The 17,494-nt window shown below is 67.3% G+C and carries 16 protein-coding genes and 1 riboswitch; of the genes, 6 read left to right on the forward strand and 10 right to left on the reverse strand.

Annotated elements, in window-relative coordinates; genetic code table 11:
- From H293_RS48840 to H293_RS0100020, 4 genes are all read left to right on the forward strand, one after another.
- Window positions 1-467: rhomboid family intramembrane serine protease (locus H293_RS48840; RefSeq protein ID WP_020115826.1), on the forward strand; the 467-nt coding region annotated here is incomplete at its 5' end.
- A 222-nt stretch (window positions 468-689) separates the two neighbouring features.
- The gene (locus H293_RS0100010) at window positions 690-1,298 is read left to right on the forward strand and encodes an IS607 family transposase (RefSeq protein ID WP_033415080.1); all 609 of its coding nucleotides are present in this window, start codon (window positions 690-692) and stop codon (window positions 1,296-1,298) included.
- Window positions 1,295-2,725, forward strand: coding sequence for a zinc ribbon domain-containing protein (locus H293_RS0100015; protein WP_020115828.1), 1,431 nt, complete (start codon window positions 1,295-1,297; stop codon window positions 2,723-2,725). The genes H293_RS0100010 and H293_RS0100015 overlap by 4 nt, the downstream gene beginning before the upstream one ends.
- Window positions 2,722-3,003, forward strand: coding sequence for an Lrp/AsnC family transcriptional regulator (locus H293_RS0100020; RefSeq protein ID WP_020115829.1), 282 nt, complete (start codon window positions 2,722-2,724; stop codon window positions 3,001-3,003). Before H293_RS0100015 ends, H293_RS0100020 begins: the two co-directional genes overlap by 4 nt.
- A 498-nt stretch (window positions 3,004-3,501) precedes the next feature.
- Here the strand turns inward: H293_RS0100020 and H293_RS0100025 are convergent, their stop codons facing one another.
- The 6 genes from H293_RS0100025 to ctaE all read right to left on the reverse strand — a co-directional run bounded on the left by H293_RS0100025 (window position 3,502) and on the right by ctaE (window position 10,727).
- Entirely contained in the window at window positions 3,502-4,863 is a 1,362-nt protein-coding gene (locus H293_RS0100025) for an aminotransferase class V-fold PLP-dependent enzyme (RefSeq protein WP_020115830.1), read from the reverse strand.
- Window positions 4,864-4,983: 120 nt separating this feature from the next.
- Window positions 4,984-5,100: riboswitch (SAM riboswitch) on the reverse strand.
- Between the two features lie 76 nt (window positions 5,101-5,176).
- Window positions 5,177-6,241 carry an anthranilate phosphoribosyltransferase gene (trpD, locus tag H293_RS0100030; protein WP_028807410.1) on the reverse strand — a complete coding sequence of 355 codons (1,065 nt, stop codon included), beginning with the start codon at window positions 6,239-6,241 and terminating at the stop codon, window positions 5,177-5,179.
- Window positions 6,242-6,550: 309 nt separating this feature from the next.
- Window positions 6,551-8,188, reverse strand: a complete 1,638-nt coding sequence (gene qcrB / locus H293_RS0100035) for a cytochrome bc1 complex cytochrome b subunit (protein WP_020115832.1) — start codon at window positions 8,186-8,188, stop codon at window positions 6,551-6,553.
- On the reverse strand, window positions 8,185-9,240 hold the full coding sequence (gene qcrA / locus H293_RS0100040; protein ID WP_028807411.1) for a cytochrome bc1 complex Rieske iron-sulfur subunit: 1,056 nt from the start codon (window positions 9,238-9,240) through the stop codon (window positions 8,185-8,187). The genes qcrB and qcrA overlap by 4 nt, the downstream gene beginning before the upstream one ends.
- Entirely contained in the window at window positions 9,237-10,046 is an 810-nt protein-coding gene (gene qcrC, locus H293_RS0100045; RefSeq protein WP_020115834.1) for a cytochrome bc1 complex diheme cytochrome c subunit, read from the reverse strand. Before qcrC ends, qcrA begins: the two co-directional genes overlap by 4 nt.
- Before the next feature lie 60 nt (window positions 10,047-10,106).
- Complete coding sequence (ctaE, locus tag H293_RS0100050) at window positions 10,107-10,727, reverse strand: aa3-type cytochrome oxidase subunit III (RefSeq protein ID WP_020115835.1); 621 nt, start codon at window positions 10,725-10,727, stop codon at window positions 10,107-10,109.
- A 145-nt stretch (window positions 10,728-10,872) separates the two neighbouring features.
- Between ctaE and H293_RS0100055 the strand changes: the two genes are divergently transcribed.
- Window positions 10,873-11,274, forward strand: a complete 402-nt coding sequence (locus H293_RS0100055; RefSeq protein WP_020115836.1) for a response regulator — start codon at window positions 10,873-10,875, stop codon at window positions 11,272-11,274.
- A 93-nt stretch (window positions 11,275-11,367) separates the two neighbouring features.
- Here H293_RS0100055 and H293_RS0100060 read toward each other — a convergent pair whose 3' ends face one another.
- The 4 genes from H293_RS0100060 to ctaC all read right to left on the reverse strand — a co-directional run bounded on the left by H293_RS0100060 (window position 11,368) and on the right by ctaC (window position 15,861).
- Window positions 11,368-12,630, reverse strand: coding sequence for a L,D-transpeptidase (locus H293_RS0100060; RefSeq protein ID WP_020115837.1), 1,263 nt, complete (start codon window positions 12,628-12,630; stop codon window positions 11,368-11,370).
- Between the two features lie 131 nt (window positions 12,631-12,761).
- The gene (locus H293_RS0100065) at window positions 12,762-13,160 is read right to left on the reverse strand and encodes a cytochrome c oxidase subunit 4 (protein ID WP_007381486.1); all 399 of its coding nucleotides are present in this window, start codon (window positions 13,158-13,160) and stop codon (window positions 12,762-12,764) included.
- The gene (ctaD, locus tag H293_RS0100070) at window positions 13,157-14,899 is read right to left on the reverse strand and encodes an aa3-type cytochrome oxidase subunit I (protein WP_020115838.1); all 1,743 of its coding nucleotides are present in this window, start codon (window positions 14,897-14,899) and stop codon (window positions 13,157-13,159) included. The genes H293_RS0100065 and ctaD overlap by 4 nt, the downstream gene beginning before the upstream one ends.
- Complete coding sequence (gene ctaC, locus H293_RS0100075; protein ID WP_020115839.1) at window positions 14,896-15,861, reverse strand: aa3-type cytochrome oxidase subunit II; 966 nt, start codon at window positions 15,859-15,861, stop codon at window positions 14,896-14,898. Before ctaC ends, ctaD begins: the two co-directional genes overlap by 4 nt.
- A gap of 271 nt (window positions 15,862-16,132) precedes the next feature.
- Between ctaC and H293_RS0100080 the strand changes: the two genes are divergently transcribed.
- Window positions 16,133-17,494 (forward strand): cysteine desulfurase/sulfurtransferase TusA family protein, encoded by a 1,362-nt coding sequence (locus H293_RS0100080; RefSeq protein WP_028807412.1) that lies wholly within the window; start codon window positions 16,133-16,135, stop codon window positions 17,492-17,494.

Consider the following 17,494-nt stretch of genomic DNA (forward strand, 5'->3'; position numbering starts at 1 on the left):
CCGCCTCCAGGCCATCGAGCGAGAGACCGAAGTGGCCTGACAACTGGGGACGTTCACCCGTACGCGACCGGGGAGAGAAGTCCGTACGCCGACACCTCCTGTTCTACGTCGGCTGCGGCTACCTCGCCCTGCTGGGCTACGCGGCCGCCAACGCCGACTCCGCGCAGTCCCTGGTCGGAGCCTCCGGGGCGATCTCGGCGGTCCTTGGCGCGTTTCTGTTCCTGTTCCCCGGGGCCCGGGTGACCAGTCTCCTGCCGTTCCTGTTCTTCCTGCCGCTGCGCTTTCCCGCCTGGGTGGTCCTGCCGTTCTGGGCGGCGCTGCAATGGCTCGCGGCGGGCCGGGCCTCCGACGGCCCCGGGGTGGCCTATCTGGCCCACCTGGTGGGCTTCGGCCTGGGCCTGGTCTTTGCGTGGGTCCGATTCGGGTGGTGGAACCGCGGGGCGGTGCCTGACTCCGGCAGCAAGTGAGGTGCACCGGGCATGACACCGAGATCGGCGTTGCCGGCTTCGGCGATCGACCGCTCACGCAAGACGAGTGCAACAGCTGGACCTATGGCCCGCAGCAGATGCAGCGGCTGCGTAAGACCGTGCACAGTTCCCTGACGGACCTGGCCCCAGAGTGGGGGTCACACGCCAAGGGATGCCATGCGCATTTGATTTCCTATCCACTCCTGTCTACTGTTTCCCACCATGAGCAGAAACTATCGGATTGGGGAGTTCGCTGCCCGGATCGGCCGGTCGGTTTCGACTGTGCGCCGTTGGGAACGCGAGGGCCGGATCGCGGTCAAGCGCACCGCGTCCGGGCAGCGATACTTCGACGAATCCGATGTGTTCCGCGCTCTGAAACCGGGCTTCGATGCCTCACAGCGGTCCACTGTGGTGTACTGCCGTGTCTCTTCGCCACGGCAGAAGAACGACCTGGATTCGCAGGTCAGGGCGATGCAGACGTTCTGCCTCGGAGCCGGGATCGCAGTGGACGAGTGGGTCAGCGAAATCGGTGGCGGGATGAACCTGCGACGGCCGCAGTTCTGTCGCCTGATGGACCGCGTCGAGGCCGGGGAGGTCAGCCGACTGGTCATCGCACACACAGACCGTCTTGCCCGGTTCGGATACGACTTCATCGAGTACCTGACCGAACGTCACGGTTGCGAGATCGTGGTGGCGAACGCGGAGTCTCTGTCCCCGCAGCAGGAGTTGGTGGAAGACCTGCTGGCCATCGTGCATACATTCTCGTCCCGTCTGCACGGTCTGCGTGGCTACGAGAAGAGTTTGAAGGCCGAACTCGGTGGTGGCCAGTGAAGGTCACACGCATCGCTTATAGCAAGAACCTCAACACCTGCAAGTACGACCAACTCGCTGAGCAGGCTGAGCGGCTCGGCCGGGTACGTTCGCTGGTGTGGCGTCGCTACGGCTCCCTCGCCGGCGTGGGAGTTTCCGACCGGACGATCCGCGATGAGTGGATGAGAGACGGTACCGCTGACGCGTTCGGCGTTCTGGCAAATGCCTGGAAGGAGACCGTGCGGGATGCGGTCGCCGACATCAAGGCCAGCCGCGAGGCCGTAAAGGTCAAGGTTCGGCAAGCCGTACGGCAACGCACCAGCGACAAGGTCGAGCAGAAGCGCCTGTTCACCGCCCTGCAACGCGACCAGTGGGCTACTGATCCGTACCTGTCCCGCGTGATGCGCCAGCACTGGGGACGAGGCCGGAACCACATCGCGAACCAGATCATCGTCCGCTCCGACCAGTACCGCACGTACGCCCCGGATGAGGGCGGGGTCCTCTGGCTCGCAGTACCAGGGCTCGAACGCCGCAGCATGGTCAAGATCCCGCTGAACACCAAGGTCGCTCCTACAGGCACGCTGAGGCTCATCCTGCGGGACAATCGAGTCGAGGTGCACTACGCCGTCGACGCCTCCACGCTGAGGTCCTCGCAGCGGCCATGCGGCACCGCGAAGATCGGTGTGGACAAGGGATACTCGGAAGTTCTCACCGACTCCGAAGGCACCCACCACGGCACAGAGCTGGGGGACCTACTCAAGGCGGATTCGGACTTCCTCACGATCAAGAACGGCCGCAGGGCCAAGATCCGCTCTATCGCCGAGAAGGCAGCCAAGGACGGCGACTACGCAAAGGCCGACCGGATCACCACCAACAACCTCGGCACCACCAAGCGCAACCGCCGTCACCACACCATCGAGGCACGCGTCCGCTCGGTGACCTTCACCGCCGTACATCAAGTGGTGAACGCAGCAAAGAGCGTTGTCGCCGAAGACCTGACTCGGTCCTTCACCTCCCTGAAGAAGCTCGGCAAGAACACCAACCGCCGCCTCGCCGCCTGGACCAAGGGCGTCACGGCCGAGGCACTCAACAGCGTGTCGGAGCGCAGAGGTTCTGCGCTGACGCTGGTCAACGCGGCCTACACCTCACAAGTGGCCCCCTGCTGCCGGATCCTCGGCACGCGTAAAGGGGACCGGCTTCACTGCACCTGGTGCGGGGCGGTGTGGCAGGCAGACCACGCGGCAGCGATCAACGTCCTGGAACGAGACGGTGACCCCGACATCACCCTGTACACCCCGCACACTCGGGTGAAGCAGATCATCCAGGAACGGGCCGATCGCCGACGGACCAGACTGCCGGTCCAGGACTCCAGCCTCGCGGGGCGGAGAGCGAATCATCCGATCCGAGCAGTATTGCTCAAGGAGCAGGAAGCAGAGAACCAGCCGTGATCACAGCAATCGTTCTGATCAAAACCAGCGTGGACCGGATCCCCGAGATTGCGGAGCGGATCGCCGCGCTCGAATCCGTGAGTGAGGTTTTCTCCGTCACAGGCACGTACGACCTGATCGCCATGGTGCGGGTCAAGCAGCACGAGGACCTCGCCGAGGTGATCCCCGGCAGCATCAGCAAGATCCCGGGCGTGGAGGGCACGGACACCCACGTGGCGTTTCGAACATACTCCCAGCACGACCTGGAGGCCGCGTTCGCGATCGGCCTCGACAGCTGATGTGATGCCGAGAGGCGCGTGGGTGATCGGTTGCCGACTTGCCACTCATGCACCGGCTCGCTTCTCACAAATGCTGCAGGGGACAGGCGGCGGGTGGGACGTGTCATTGGGACGCGTGGAGCGAGCACCGCACAGCCAGTTGAGTCCCGGCGCCGTTTCGGAAAGCGGTGCGAACCCAACGTGACGACTTGGGGAGGCCCCATCTACCTCTACGCCCCCGGTGAATGCGTCTCCTGGCGCGGCACCATCGGAAGCGTGACCGGCGGCAAGGACGACACGAACTGTGGTACGTGATTTCCCCGGCCAGCGGCGGCTCACTGCGCAGCGTGTGCATAGTCAACCGCCCGGACTTCGATCGGCAGGCTTTCACCTAAAGGGACACAGTACAGTCACCTGATCGTGCGGTGACCTTTGGAACAGCGCCGGTTCAGATCTTCGGCGCGGAGAGAGGTCCGAGGGTTCATTTGCGCAGTCCTGCGCGGGGTGGACGCCCGTACCTCAGACGGCCGGGACGCAGCGGCCGTCCTCGGTGCGGTACGTCCACTTCGCACCGTCCGCGACCAGTTCCTTCACGGCCTTCACAAAGCGCTCCACGTGCTCGTCCGGCGTGCCCGCGCCGAAGCTCACCCGGATCGCGTTGAGGGACTTCTCGCCCGGCGCGGCCTCGGGGGCACCGCACTCGCCCTGGGACTGCGGGTCGCTGCCGAGGAGGGTGCGGACCAGGGGGTGGGCGCAGAAGAGTCCGTCGCGGACGCCGATGCCGTACTCGGCGGAGAGGGCGGCGGCGAAGTGGGAGCTGTTCCAGCCCTCGACGACGAAGGAGATCACGCCGACGCGGGGGGCGTCGTCGCCGAAGAGGGACAGGACGCGGACCTCGGGGACCTCGGCCAGCCCTTCGCGGACCTTCTCGATCAGGTGCTGCTCACGGACGACCAGGCTGTCGAAGCCGGCCTCGGTCAGCGCCTTGCAGGCGGAGGCGATGGAGTAGGCGCCGATGACGTTGGGCGAGCCCGCCTCGTGCCGCGCGGCGCTCTCGTGCCACTCCACGTCCACTCCCCCGTCCTGGCGCCGGGTGACCTTGCGGCTGGCGCCGCCGCCCGCGAGGTAGGGGTCGGCGGCCCGCAGCCAGTCGGCGCGGCCGGCCAGGACACCGGAGCCGAAGGGCGCGTAGAGCTTGTGGCCGGAGAAGGCGATCCAGTCGACGTCGAGGTCACGGACGCTCACCGGGTGGTGCGGGGCGAGCTGGGCCGCGTCGAGCACGATGCGGGCACCGTGGGAGTGGGCGGCCGCCGCGAGCTCTCGTACGGGCCACAGCTCACCGGTGACGTTGGAGGCGCCGGTGACACACACCAGGGCCGGGCCGTGGGGGTCCCGGTCGGCGAGGGCCTTCTCCAGGGTCTCGACGGCCTGCCGCGGGGTGCGCGGCGCGTCGAGGTAGCTGACCCGGGCGTCCTGCCAGGGCAGCAGGCTCGCGTGGTGCTCCGTCTCGAAGACGAAGACCTGGCAGTCGGCGGGGAGCGCGGCGGCGAGGAGGTTGAGCGAGTCGGTGGTCGACCGGGTGAAGATCAGCTGGTCGTCGTCGCGGCAGTCGAGGAACTCGGTGACGGTCCTGCGGGCGTTCTCGAACAGATCGGTCGACAGCTGGGAGAGGTAACCGGCCCCCCGGTGCACGCTGCCGTAGTAGGGCGCGTACGCCGCCACGTCGTCCCACACCCGCTGGAGGGCCGGCGCGCTGGCCGCGTAGTCGAGCGCCGCGTAGGTGACTTCGCCGCCGGTCACGAGCGGGACGGTGACATCCCGGCCCAGAACGGGCAGTTGGGAACAAATGGTCTGGGCGGAGGCAGCGGTGGAGACAGACATGGGGAACTCCCGTGGAAAGAGAAAAGTGAGATGGGCGTGCGGAGGCGGGGCTCGGCGCCCTATCGCATTCGCTTGCTCACGGAAGACTCCTCGAACGACCAGGATCCCTGGTTCGTGAGGGATCCGCGCTTGCCGCAGACCTCGCTGCCTACGGCCTGGTCTTCACCCGGGGCACCCCGCCACGGACGGAGGGTTGCCGGACAGTCGGCCGGGGCCTCATGACTGTCACTCATGACCTGGTCAAAAAACCTACGCGATGTGATCGTCGTCCCGCAACCCGTGTCCGGATCGCGGGACGACACCCTGCCGGCCGCTACGCGTTGCTCGCGGCCACCCAGCGCTCCAGCGTCCGCTTCGCCGACCCCGAGTCGATCGACTCGGCGGCCTTGCCCATCCCGGCCCGCAGCTGCTCGGCCAGGGTCCCGGTGCCCGGGTCCAGGGCGACCAGCGCGGCCGCCGAGTTCAGGAGTACGGCGTCACGGACCGGGCCGGTCTCGCCGTCCAGCAGTTTCCTGGCGACCTCCGCGTTGTACGCCGGGTCACCGCCCCGCAGGGCCTCCACCGGCACCAGCTCGATGCCGACGTCCCGGGGGTCGAAGCTCTCCTCGGTGACCTTGCCGTCGCGGACGATCCAGACGCGGGAGGTCGACGTGGTCGTCAGCTCGTCGAGGCCGTCGTCGCCGCGGAAGACGAGGGCGGAGTTGCCGCGTTCGGCGAAGACGCCCGCGACGACCGGCGCCATGCGCGGATCGGCGACCCCGACCGCCTGGGACCGCACCCGTGCGGGGTTGGTCAGCGGGCCGAGGATGTTGAACACCGTGCGGATGCCCAACTGCCCGCGGGCGGCGCCCGCGTGACGCAGCGCCGGGTGGAACTTGACCGCGAAGCAGAAGGTGATCCCGGCCTCCTCGGCCACCTCGGCCACCCGCCGTGGGGTCAGCTCCAGGTTGACGCCGAGCTTCTCCAGGACGTCCGAGGCACCGGACGCGGAGGAGGCGGCCCGGTTGCCGTGCTTGACGACCGTGGCGCCGGTGCCGGCCACGACGATCGCCGACATGGTGGAGATGTTGACGGTCTTGGCGCCGTCGCCGCCGGTGCCGACGATGTCCACGGTCCGCCCGGGCACCTCGATCACATTGGCGTGTGCGTACATCGTCCGCACCAGCCCGTTGATCTCCTCGACCGTCTCGCCCTTGGCCCTGAGGGCGACCACGAAGCCGGCGATCTGCGCGTCGGTCGCCTCGCCCTGCATGATCCGGTCCATGGCCCACGCCGTCGCGTCGGCGCTCTGGTCCCGTCCGTACAGCAGGGCGTTCAGTACCTCGGGCCAGGAACGGCCCGCCGCGGTGTCGCCTCCAGCGGGGGTCACAGCGCTCATGGGGCCGCTCCAGATGTCGTAGAAAAGTGTGTCCACACCCTATCCAGCCCACAGCACGACGCAGGGCCCCGTCCGGCGTTCGGACGGGACCCGGCACAGCCCGCAGCCAGGCGCTACGCAAGCCCCCACCGAGGCCGCGGCTGCGCCGCAGGCATCCAGGGGCGCCGGGAACTGCGCAAAACGCCCGCCCCCACCGAACCGCACCCGCACCTGCACCCGCACCCGCACCCGCACGGCAAAGGACCCCGTCCGGGATTTCGGACGGGGTCCTTTCAACCGCGCCGTGGCGAGCGCAGCGACAAGCAGCGATCAGTGGTGGCCGTGGCCGCTCGTGATCTCCTTGTACTCCTCGACTGTCGGCTTGGGGATCTGGGCCTCGTCGCCGTAGTACGCCTCGCTCAGCTTGGCGCGCAGCTTCTCGGTGCCCTTGATCTTGCGCTCGACGCCGTTCTCGTCGACCGCGGGGCCGATCTGCGCCGGTTCGTACTGCTCGTGCGCCGTGAGCGTGTGCAGCTGCTCCTGGCTCAGCGGCTCGTGCACCTCGATGAACTCGCCGTGCGGCAGGCGCTTGATGATGCCGGACTCGCGGCCGTGCAGCACCTTCTCCTTGTCCCGGCGCTGGAGGCCGAGGCAGATCCGCTTGGTGGCGACGAACGCGAGGACCGGGGCGACGAAGAACGCGACCCGCACGAACCAGGTGATGGCGTTGATCGACAGGTGGAAGTGGGTGGCCCAGAGGTCGTTTCCACCACCGATCAGCAACACCATGTACCAGGTGATCCACGCGACACCGAAGGCCGTGCGCGTCGGGGCGTTGCGCGGCCGGTCCAGGATGTGGTGCTCGCGCTTGTCGCCGGTGACCCAGGACTCGACGAACGGGTAGACCGCGATCGCGACCAGGACCAGCGGGAAGATGACCAGCGGGATGAACACGCCCAGGACGAGCGTGTGACCCCAGAAGTTGATCTCCCAGCCCGGCATCACACGGATCAGGCCCTCGGAGAAGCCCATGTACCAGTCCGGCTGGGCACCCGTGGACACCTGGTCGGGACGGTAGGGGCCCATCGACCAAATCGGGTTGATCGAGGCGATCGCCGCGATCGCCGCGATGACACCGAAGACCAGGAAGAAGAAGCCTCCGGCTTTGGCCATGTAGACCGGCAGCAGCGGCATACCGACGACGTTGTTGTTCGTCTTGCCGGGACCCGCGAACTGCGTGTGCTTGTGGTAAATGACCAGGATCAGGTGGCCGACGACCAGGCCGAGCATGATGCCCGGCAGCAGCAGGACGTGGATCGAGTAGAAGCGGGCCACGAAGTCGCCGCCCGGGAACTCCCCGCCGAACAGGAAGAACGACAGGTACGTGCCGACGATCGGCACGGACAGGACCGCGCCCTCCATGAAGCGGACACCGGTGCCGGAGAGCAGGTCGTCCGGCAGCGAGTAACCGGTGAAGCCGGTGAACATGCCGAGGACGAACAGCAGGAAGCCGAACAGCCAGTTGACCTCACGCGGCTTGCGGAACGCGCCCGTGAAGAACACCCGCATCATGTGCACGAACATGCCGGCGAGGAAGATCAGCGCCGCCCAGTGGTGGATCTGCCGGATCAGCAGACCACCGCGCACATCGAAGGAGATGTGCATGGTCGAGTTGAACGCCTCGGACATCAGCTGTCCCTGCAGCGGGACGTAGCTGCCGTGGTACTCCACCTCATTCATCGACGGGTGGAAGAACAGCGTCAGGTACACACCCGTGAGGATGATGATGATGAAGCTGTAGAGGCAGACCTCACCCAGCATGAACGACCAGTGGTCGGGGAAGATCTTGCGCATGTTGGACTTGGCCAGGGAGTAGATCCCCAGCCGGCCGTCGGCCCAGTCGGCGACGCGCTCGCCGGCCGGCGCCTTCCCGCGTGCGCGGGACTCGGAGGACTCTGTAGTGCTCATCCGCGCTCCCAGAATGCAGGACCGACGGGCTCCTCGAAGTCGCCGAGCGCTTCGAGGTAACCCTGGTCGTTCACGCCGATCCGCAGCTGCGGCAGGGCGTGACCGGCGGGGCCGAAGATCACCCGGGCACCGTCGGAGAGGTCGAAGGTGGACTGGTGGCAGGGGCAGAGCACGTGGTGCGTCTGCTGCTCGTACAGGGAGATCGGGCAGCCCACGTGGGTGCAGATCTTCGAGTACGCGACGATTCCCTCGTACGACCACTCGAGCTCGCGCTTGTCCTTGATGTTGTCCGGCTGGATGCGGACGATCATCAGGGCGGCCTTGGCGATCTCGGTCTGGAACTCCTCGTCGTGCTCCTCCAGGCCCTCGGGCTTGGCGAAGGTCAGCGAGCCGACCGCGACGTCGGAGGGACGCAGCGGCTCGTTGGTGTTCACGTTGACGAGCTGGAGGCCCTTGCGCCACATGGTGTGGCGGAGCTTGGTGCCGGGCAGCGGACCGAGGTCGCGCAGCAGCACGACGCCGGAGAGCGGGAACAGGGCCAGCGCGCCGAACATCGTGTTGCGGATCAGCTTGCGACGGCCGAGCGCCGACTCCTTGGCACCCTGCTTGAAGTCGGCCATGACCTTGGCCTTGACCTCGGGGGGCGCCTCGATCGGGTGACGCTCGTCGGCGATCTCCTCGTCGGACATCAGGGTGCGGGCCCAGTGGACCGCGCCCGCGCCGATCGCGAAGAGGGCGAGACCGAGGGTCAGACCCAGCGCGAAGTTCAGCGCGTTGATGTGCCCGATCGGGAAGACGAAGATCGACTTGTCGTGGGGGATGCCCACGTACGAGGCGATGAATCCGATCGTCGACAGCATCGACACCGTGAACAGCATGGCCACCGTGCGCTCGGACCGCCTGGCGGCCCGCTCGTCGATGTCCTGCACCCGGTGCTCGTGGGGCGGGAGGCCGGGATCCGCGAACGGGTCCTTCTCGTCCGCGACGCCCACGGCGCCGTGCGCGTCCTGCTCTGCGGGCAGGTTCTCTTCTGGAATGTCTTGGCTACTCATGACTTCTTGGCCTTTGCGGTCCGAGCGGCGACCCAGACGGCGACTGCGATCAGCGCGCCGAGGCCGAAGATCCAGGCGAACAGGCCTTCGGAGACCGGGCCGAGACCGCCCAGCTCAAGGCCGCCGGGGCTCACGGTGTCGTCGCCGTTGACCGCGTTCAGGTACGCGATGATGTCCTTCTTGTTCTGCTCCGACAGCGTGGTGTCGGGGAACGACGGCATGTTCTGCGGGCCGGTCTGCATGGCCTCGTAGATGTGCTTCGGGGCGACACCCTCAAGGCTCGGCGCGTACTTGCCGTGTGTCAGCGCGCCACCCTTGCCGGTGAAGTTGTGGCACTGGGTGCAGTTGTCACGGAACAGCTCGCCGCCCTTGGCGATGTCGGCGCCGTCGGGGCCGTACTGCGCCTCGGTCGGGACGGACGGACCGGCACCCAGCGAGGAGATGTACGCGGCCAGCTGGTCGATCTCGGCCTGCGTGTAGATGACCTTCTTGCGCGGAACCTGCGCGCCCGGCTGCTGGGCCGGCATGCGGCCGGTGCCGACCTGGAAGTCGACGGCCGCGGCGCCCACGCCCACGAGGCTCGGGCCGTCGGAGGATCCCTGACCGCCGGCGCCGTGGCAACTGGCGCAGCCTACGGCGAAGAGCTTCTTGCCCTCGTCGATGGCCAGGGACTGGGCGGTTTCATCTGCCTGCGCCTTGCTCGCGGGTGCGAACACGGCGTACAGCCCCCCGGTGCATGCCAGCGCGAGGAGTAGGACGACGAGCGCCGCCAGCGGGTGGCGTCGTCGTGCGGAGAGCTTTTTCACGGATTACCCCGGTGTCAGGATCTTCTGCGTCGATGCTTGCGATGTCGGGAGCGGGCCCGGCTACTTGATCAGGTAGATCGTGGCGAAGAGGCCGATCCAGACGACATCGACGAAGTGCCAGTAGTAGGACACGACGATGGCCGCGGTGGCCTGTTCGTGGGTGAACCGCTTCGCCGCGTACGTACGGCCGAGGACGAACAGGAAGGCGATGAGGCCGCCTGTCACGTGCAGACCGTGGAAGCCGGTGGTCAGGTAGAAGACCGACCCGTACGGATCGGACGAGAGGGAGATCCCGTCCTTCTTCACCAGCTCGGTGTACTCGTAGATCTGACCGCCGATGAAGATCGCGCCCATGATGAAGGTGATGATGAACCAGCCCCGGAGCTTCTTCACATCACCTCGCTCGGCGGCGAAAACGCCCAGCTGGCAGGTGAGAGAGGAGAGCACCAGGATCGTGGTGTTCGTCGCCGAGAACGGAACGTTCAGGGCGTGCGCCATCTCTTTCCAGTGATCAGGACCCGTCACCGATCGCAGGGTGAAGTACATCGCGAAGAGGGCCGCGAAGAACATCAGCTCGGAACTCAGCCAGATGATGGTTCCGACGCTGGTGAGGTTCGGCCGGTTGACCGACGGGTGCGCGTGCCCGGTTTCTACTGTCGTTGCTGTCGCCACGACCGACATTATGTCGGTCGCTTATCCCGCCCTCACCCCGGGGGGTGCCGTTCGGAGTGTCTCCCTGCTCCATACCGGTGTTGACGTGGTGTTCAAGGGAGTAGCATCCGGCCCAACGGGCCTGTCCTTACGACGCTGACGTCACGGAGGAACAATGCAGCCGACCGCCACGGTGCTGGTCTACAGCGACGATTCCAACACCCGCGAGCAGGTACGGCTCCCGGCGGGCCGTCGACCGGCTCCCGATGTCCCGTTGGTCGAGTTCCTGGAGTGCGCCACGCCTGCGGCGGTGCTGAAGGAGCTGGACAAGGGCGGGATCGACGTCTGTGTGCTGGACGGGGAGGCCGTGCCGATGGGGGGCATGGGCCTGTGCCGGCAGATCAAGGACGAGGTGTTCGACTGCCCGCCGGTACTGCTGCTGATCGGGCGGCCGCAGGATGCCTGGCTGGCGACGTGGAGCCGGGCGGAGGCCGCGGTGACGCATCCGGTGGATCCGGTGGAGTTCGCGGCGGCGCTGGCTTCTTTGCTGCGGTCTCGCAAGGCCTTGAGCGCCTAGGAGCTCGGTTTCTGCGCTTCGCGGGCGGCTGCGGGTCCATTGTGGCTGGTCGCGCAGTTCCCCGCGCCCCTGAGGCGTCCACCGCCTCCCTGTCTAGACGCTCTGCGGCCTCAGTCTTGCCTGCTGTGCCGCGCTCGGCGCGTCCGGGGTTCCTGCCACCAGGGCGCTGCCGTCGCGCCATTTCTTCCAGTCCAGGTTCCAGTCGCCGAAGCCGTTGCCGAAGGGCTCCATGGTGTGGCCGTCCGAGTTGACGACCTGGACCACGTCGCCCTCGTGGACGGTGTTGAAGAACCACTCGGCGTTGGCCGTGCTCATGCCGGTGCAGCCGTGGCTGACATTGGCGTAACCCTGCGAGCCGACCGACCAGGGGGCGGCGTGCACGTACTCGCCGCTCCAGGTGACGCGGGTGGCGTAGTACACCGGGAGGTCGTACGAGTCCGAGGAGCCCTCGGCGATCCCGATGCTGGTGCCGCGCATACGTACGAAGTACTCCTTGCCCAGCACGACCTTGACGCCGTTGCGGGTGTCGAAGCCGGGCTTGCCGGTGGTGACCGGGAGCTCCTTGATGACCTCCTCGTTCTTGTACACCTTCATCGAGTGTGAGGCGGCGTCCGTCACGGCGACGATGCGGTCGCCGGTGGTCAGCTTCAGGGGCTTGGCCTTGCCGCCCCAGAGCCGGTCGCCGATCTTGATGCCCTCCAGGTCACTGCGGACCTGGATCGTGGCGTGGGCGGGCCAGTACTCCTTGGGCCGGTAGTGGAGTTCCTTGTCGTCCACCCAGTGCCAGGCGCCCGGTGCGGCGGGCGTGGAGTCCACCCTGAGGGCGCGCTCGACGACGGCCCGCTGCGCCTTGTCCTTGACGGGTCTGTCCAGCTTGGCGGTGATGGGCTGGCCGACGCCGTACGTGCCCGCCTTGGGGCCGAAACTGACGTTCAGGCGCGTCTTGCCGAGAGGTCTGCTGGTGTCGAAGTCGAGGACCTTGCGGCCGGGCGCCCCGTCGTCGTCCTCGGTGCTCACCCGGACCGTGTAGTGGGCGTTCGCGGCCAGCGGGGAGGTGCTGTGCCAGCGGGTGCCGTCGGCGGAGAGTTCGCCCGCCAGGAAGCGGCCCGTGGCGTCCGTGGCGGTGACGTCGGTGATGCGGCCGTCGTCGTCCTCGGCGGTCACCTCGAGCGGCTTGTCCGGATCGGCCTTCTTGCCGTCGCCCGAGGGCGCGTTGAAGGCGATCTGGTCGGCCGCGTCGTACGGCGTGGCCGCCAGCGGGTTCCCGTCGGACCCGCAGGCGGAGGTGCTTATACCGAGGGCGATCACCAGCATCGTGCAGCTGACGACGGTGCGGGTTCGCGGTGCGTGGTTCATGACTTCACGCTAGGAAGCCCCGTCAAGAACGGCACGCCGGGTGACTCGTACGAGGGATACGGATTGCGGCAAACGCAGGAGCCCGGACGCTCCTGACGGAGTGTCCGGGCCCCTGATGAGCTCAGCTCGTGCTACTGGGTGCGGTTCTCACCGCGGTAGTACTCGAAGACCCAGCCGTACAGGCCGATCATGATCACCGGCACCGAGAAGTACAGCAGCCACCAGCCGATCGCGACCGACAGGAAGGCCAGGGCGCCGCCGAAGCCGAGGGCGAGCGGCTGCCAGCTGTGCGGGCTGAAGAACCCGACCTCGCCGGCGTCGTCCGCGACGTCGGCCTCCTTGTTGTCCTGCGCGCCGGCGTCCACCCGCTTGGCCGTGAAGCCCAGGTAGAAGCCGATCATGATGGACAGGCCGAAGGCCAGGAAGAGCGCGGTGGTACCGGCCGGCTCCTTCGACCACACGCCATAGACGATCGCCATGGCGAGGATGAAGATGCTCAGCCAGAAGAACATCCGTCCCTGGATCTTCACTTCCCGGCCTCCTTGCCGCCGTTGCCGGCCAGAGCCTTCTCACCGTGACCGGCGTTCTCGAGCTGGTCGAGCGCGGCGATCTCCGGGTGGTGCAGGTCGAACGCCGGGGATTCGCTGCGGATCCGCGGCAGGGTGAGGAAGTTGTGGCGCGGCGGCGGGCAGGAGGTCGCCCACTCGAGCGAGCGGCCGTAGCCCCACGGGTCGTCGACGCCGACCGGCTTGCCGTACTTGGCCGTCTTCCACACGTTGTAGAGGAACGGCAGGATCGACAGGCCGAGCACGAACGAGCTGATCGTCGAGATCGTGTTCAGGGCGGTGAAGCCGTCGGCCGCCAAGTAGTCGGCGTACCGACGCGGCATGCCCTCGGCGCCCAGCCAGTGCTGGACCAGGAAGGTGCCGTGGAAGCCGACGAACAGCGTCCAGAACGTGATCTTGCCGAGACGCTCGTCGAGCATCTTGCCGGTGAACTTCGGCCACCAGAAGTGGAAGCCGGAGAACATCGCGAAGACGACGGTGCCGAAGACGACGTAGTGGAAGTGCGCCACCACGAAGTACGAGTCCGAGACGTGGAAGTCCATCGGGGGCGAGGCCAGGATGACACCGGTCAGACCACCGAAGGTGAAGGTGATCAGGAAGCCGGTGGCCCAGAGCATCGGGGTCTCGAAACTCAGGGACCCCTTCCACATCGTTCCGATCCAGTTGAAGAACTTCACGCCTGTCGGTACGGCGATGAGGAACGTCATGAAGGAGAAGAACGGGAGCAGTACGCCGCCGGTGACGTACATATGGTGAGCCCACACCGTCACGGACAGACCCGCGATCGCGATGGTCGCCGCGATCAGACCCATGTAGCCGAACATCGGCTTGCGGGAGAAGACCGGGATGACCTCGGAGATGATGCCGAAGAACGGCAGGGCGATGATGTACACCTCTGGATGGCCGAAGAACCAGAAGAGGTGTTGCCAGAGCAACGCTCCGCCGTTCGCGGCATCGAAGACATGTGCCCCGAATTTCCGATCCGCCTCCAGCGCGAACAGCGCGGCGGCGAGGACGGGGAAGGCGAGCAGGACCAGCACCGCGGTCAGCAGCACGTTCCACACGAAGATCGGCATGCGGAACATGGTCATGCCGGGCGCGCGCATGCAGATGATCGTGGTGATGAAGTTGACCGCACCGAGGATCGTGCCGAAGCCGGAGAAGGCCAGACCCATGATCCACAGGTCGGCGCCGACGCCCGGCGAGCGGACCGCGTCCGACAGCGGGGAGTACGCGAACCAGCCGAAGTCGGCCGCGCCCTGCGGGGTCAGGAAGCCGCCCACCGCGATCGTCGAGCCGAACAGGTAGAGCCAGTAGGCGAACATGTTCAGCCGCGGGAACGCCACGTCGGGCGCGCCGATCTGCAGCGGCATGATCCAGTTGGTGAAGCCGGCGAACAGCGGCGTCGCGAACATCAGCAGCATGATCGTGCCGTGCATCGTGAACGCCTGGTTGAACTGCTCGTTCGACATGATCTGCAGGCCCGGACGGGCCAGCTCGGCGCGCATGAAGAGCGCCATCACGCCGCCGATCAGGAAGAACGCGAACGACGTGACCAGGTACATGGTCCCGATCGTCTTGTGGTCAGTGGTGGTGAGCCACTTGATGACCACGCTGCCGCGGTTCTGGCGCCGGACCGGCAGTTCGTCCGTGTAGTGGGACCCTGCCGCCGCGGCACCCTGGGGTTCGTTGAGGATGCTCACAGGTTCGTCGTCTCCCGGTCCTTCTCGTGGGCGGTCTGCTCGATGCCCGCGGGAACGTAACCGGTCTGCCCCTTCTTCGCGAGGTCCTTGAGGTGCTGCTCGTAGCGCTCGGGGGAGACGACCTTCACGTTGAACAGCATCCGGGAGTGGTCGACGCCGCAGAGCTCGGCGCACTTGCCGAGGAAGGTGCCCTCCTTGTTGGGGGTCACCTCGAAGGCGTTGGTGTGGCCCGGGATGACGTCCTGCTTCATCAGGAACGGCACCACCCAGAAGGAGTGGATGACGTCACGCGAGGTGAGGACGAAGCGGACCGTCTTGCCCTTGGGGAGCCAGAGGGTCGGGCCGGGGTTGCCGGTCTGCGGGTTCTTCGTGGCCGGCGTCCCGAAGTCGTAGACACCGCCGGCGTTCGCCGGGAAGGCGTCCTTGAACCGGGTCGGAATCGCGTCCAGGTTCTTGTCGGTCTTCGCGTCACCCGTGGAACCCGCGACGGGCTCGACGTAGTTGAAGGCCCAGCTCCACTGGTAGCCGACGACGTTGATGGTGACGTCGGGCTGCTTCTTGAGGCTGAGGAGCTTCGACTCGTCGCGGGCCGTGAAGTAGAAGAGCACCGAGACGATGACGAGCGGAACCACGGTGTACAGCGCCTCGATGGGCATGTTGTACCGGGTCTGCGGAGGTACCTCCACCTTGGTGCGGCTGCGCCGGTGGAAGATGGCGCTCCAGATGATCAGACCCCACACCAGCACGCCGACGGCGAGCGCGGCAGCCCAGGAGCCCTGCCACAGGGAGAGGATCCGCGGAGCCTCTTCCGTGGTCGGGGTGGGCATACCAAGGCGGGGGAAGTCTTCCCAGTTGTACGAGCAACCGGTGGCGGTCGCCAGGACCAGGCCCGCAATCATTGCCTGCAGCAGCTTCCGCCGCATCGGGCGCCGCGGCGAGCGGTCGGAGCCGTTGGGACTCACGTAGCGCCTTCCCGAGAGTCTCGCCCGCGCGGATTGGCTGCGGCCTGCCCTTACTCGGTGGTCGGTCGCCGCCCTGCGTCGGGCAGGGGTTTGGATGTTTATGCGGACCAAACCCTAGCCGACGCCCTCCGGGGGTTCAGCGGGAGGGGTGCCTAGTCACTCGGTGGGTTCGCTGGATTGGCGGCGGCGGGCGGTTTGTGGCTGATCGCGCCCCGCGGCGGAGCCGCCAATCGACACAGCCCCGCGCCCCCAAGGGGGTTAGCGTTGCCGTGTGTCCTATTTCGACGCTGCTTCCAGTGCTCCGCTTCATCCCGTTGCCCGTCAGGCGCTGTTGGCCTCTCTGGATGAAGGGTGGGCTGATCCGTCTCGGTTGTATCGGGAAGGGCGGCGGGCTCGGATGTTGCTGGACGCCGCCCGGGAGGCAGCCGCCGAGGCTGTGGGATGCCGTCCTGACGAGCTGACGTTCACCTCGTCCGGGACGCGGGCCGTGCACGACGGGATCTCGGGGGCGCTTGCCGGACGTCGTCGCGTCGGACGTCACCTGATCGTGTCAGCTGTCGAACACTCCTCGGTACTGCATTCGGCGGAGCTGTTCGAGGTGACCGAGGTTCCGGTGGACCGTACGGGGGCGGTGAGTCCGCGGTCGTACGGCGACGCTCTTCGCCCTGACACCGCTCTGGCGTGTCTCCAGTCGGCCAACCACGAGGTGGGGACCGTTCAGCCGGTGGCCGAGGTGGCCGCCGTGTGCCGGGAGGCCGGGGTGCCGCTGCTGGTGGACGCGGCTCAGTCGCTGGGGTGGGGGCCGGTCGAGGGTGACTGGTCCCTGGTGACCGCAAGCGCGCACAAGTGGGGTGGCCCGTCCGGGGTCGGTCTCCTCGCCGTACGAAAAGGTGTCCGGTTCTCACCCCGGGGACCGGCCGACGAGCGGGAGTCGGGGCGGGCGCCGGGCTTCGAGAACCTGCCGGCGATCGTCGCGGCGGCGGCCTCGCTGCGGGCGGTGCGGGCCGAGGCGGCGCAGGAGGCCGTACGGCTGCGGGAACTGACGGCGCGGATCCGCTCGCGCGTGCCGCAGCTGGTGCCGGACGTGGACGTGGTGGGCGATCCCGAGCGGCGGCTGCCGGGGATCGTCACCTTCTCCTGTCTCTATGTCGACGGGGAGACACTGCTGCACGAACTGGACCGGGCGGGTTTCTCCGTTTCCTCCGGATCGTCCTGCACGAGCAGCACGCTGACGCCGAGCCATGTGCTCAAGGCGATGGGGGTGCTGAGTGAGGGGAATGTGCGGGTGTCGCTGCCGTTCGGGGCGGTCTCCGAGGAGGTCGACCGGTTCCTGGAGGTGTTGCCGGCGGCGGTGGCGGCGGTCCGGGAGAAGCTGGGCGCACCGACGCCTTCGGCCGTCGCCCACGAGGACTCGCTGGTCGTGGACGCTCTCGGCAAGCGGTGCCCGATCCCGGTCATCGAGTTGGCGAAGGTCATCGGCGAGGTGCCGGTGGGCGGGACCGTCCGGGTCCTGTCGGACGACGAGGCGGCCCGACTGGACATCCCCGCGTGGTGCGAGATGCGGGAGCAGGAGTACGTGGGAGAAGAACCGGCGGACCAGGGTTCCGCTTACGTGGTCCGCCGGATCTCCTAG

Source organism: Streptomyces canus 299MFChir4.1, assembly GCF_000383615.1.
Classification (GTDB): Bacteria; Actinomycetota; Actinomycetes; order Streptomycetales; family Streptomycetaceae; genus Streptomyces; species Streptomyces canus_C.

Excerpts from the sequence above, each read along its gene's own strand:
- qcrA (WP_028807411.1), bottom strand. The coding sequence starts at position 9,240 with ATGAGTAGCCAAGACATTCCAGAAGAGAACCTGCCCGCAGAGCAGGAC.
- ctaE (WP_020115835.1), bottom strand. The coding sequence starts at position 10,727 with ATGTCGGTCGTGGCGACAGCAACGACAGTAGAAACCGGGCACGCGCAC.
- trpD (WP_028807410.1), bottom strand. The coding sequence starts at position 6,241 with ATGAGCGCTGTGACCCCCGCTGGAGGCGACACCGCGGCGGGCCGTTCC.
- H293_RS0100010 (WP_033415080.1), top strand. The coding sequence starts at position 690 with ATGAGCAGAAACTATCGGATTGGGGAGTTCGCTGCCCGGATCGGCCGG.
- qcrB (WP_020115832.1), bottom strand. The coding sequence starts at position 8,188 with ATGAGCACTACAGAGTCCTCCGAGTCCCGCGCACGCGGGAAGGCGCCG.
- H293_RS0100025 (WP_020115830.1), bottom strand. The coding sequence starts at position 4,863 with ATGTCTGTCTCCACCGCTGCCTCCGCCCAGACCATTTGTTCCCAACTG.
- H293_RS0100055 (WP_020115836.1), top strand. The coding sequence starts at position 10,873 with ATGCAGCCGACCGCCACGGTGCTGGTCTACAGCGACGATTCCAACACC.
- H293_RS0100060 (WP_020115837.1), bottom strand. The coding sequence starts at position 12,630 with ATGAACCACGCACCGCGAACCCGCACCGTCGTCAGCTGCACGATGCTG.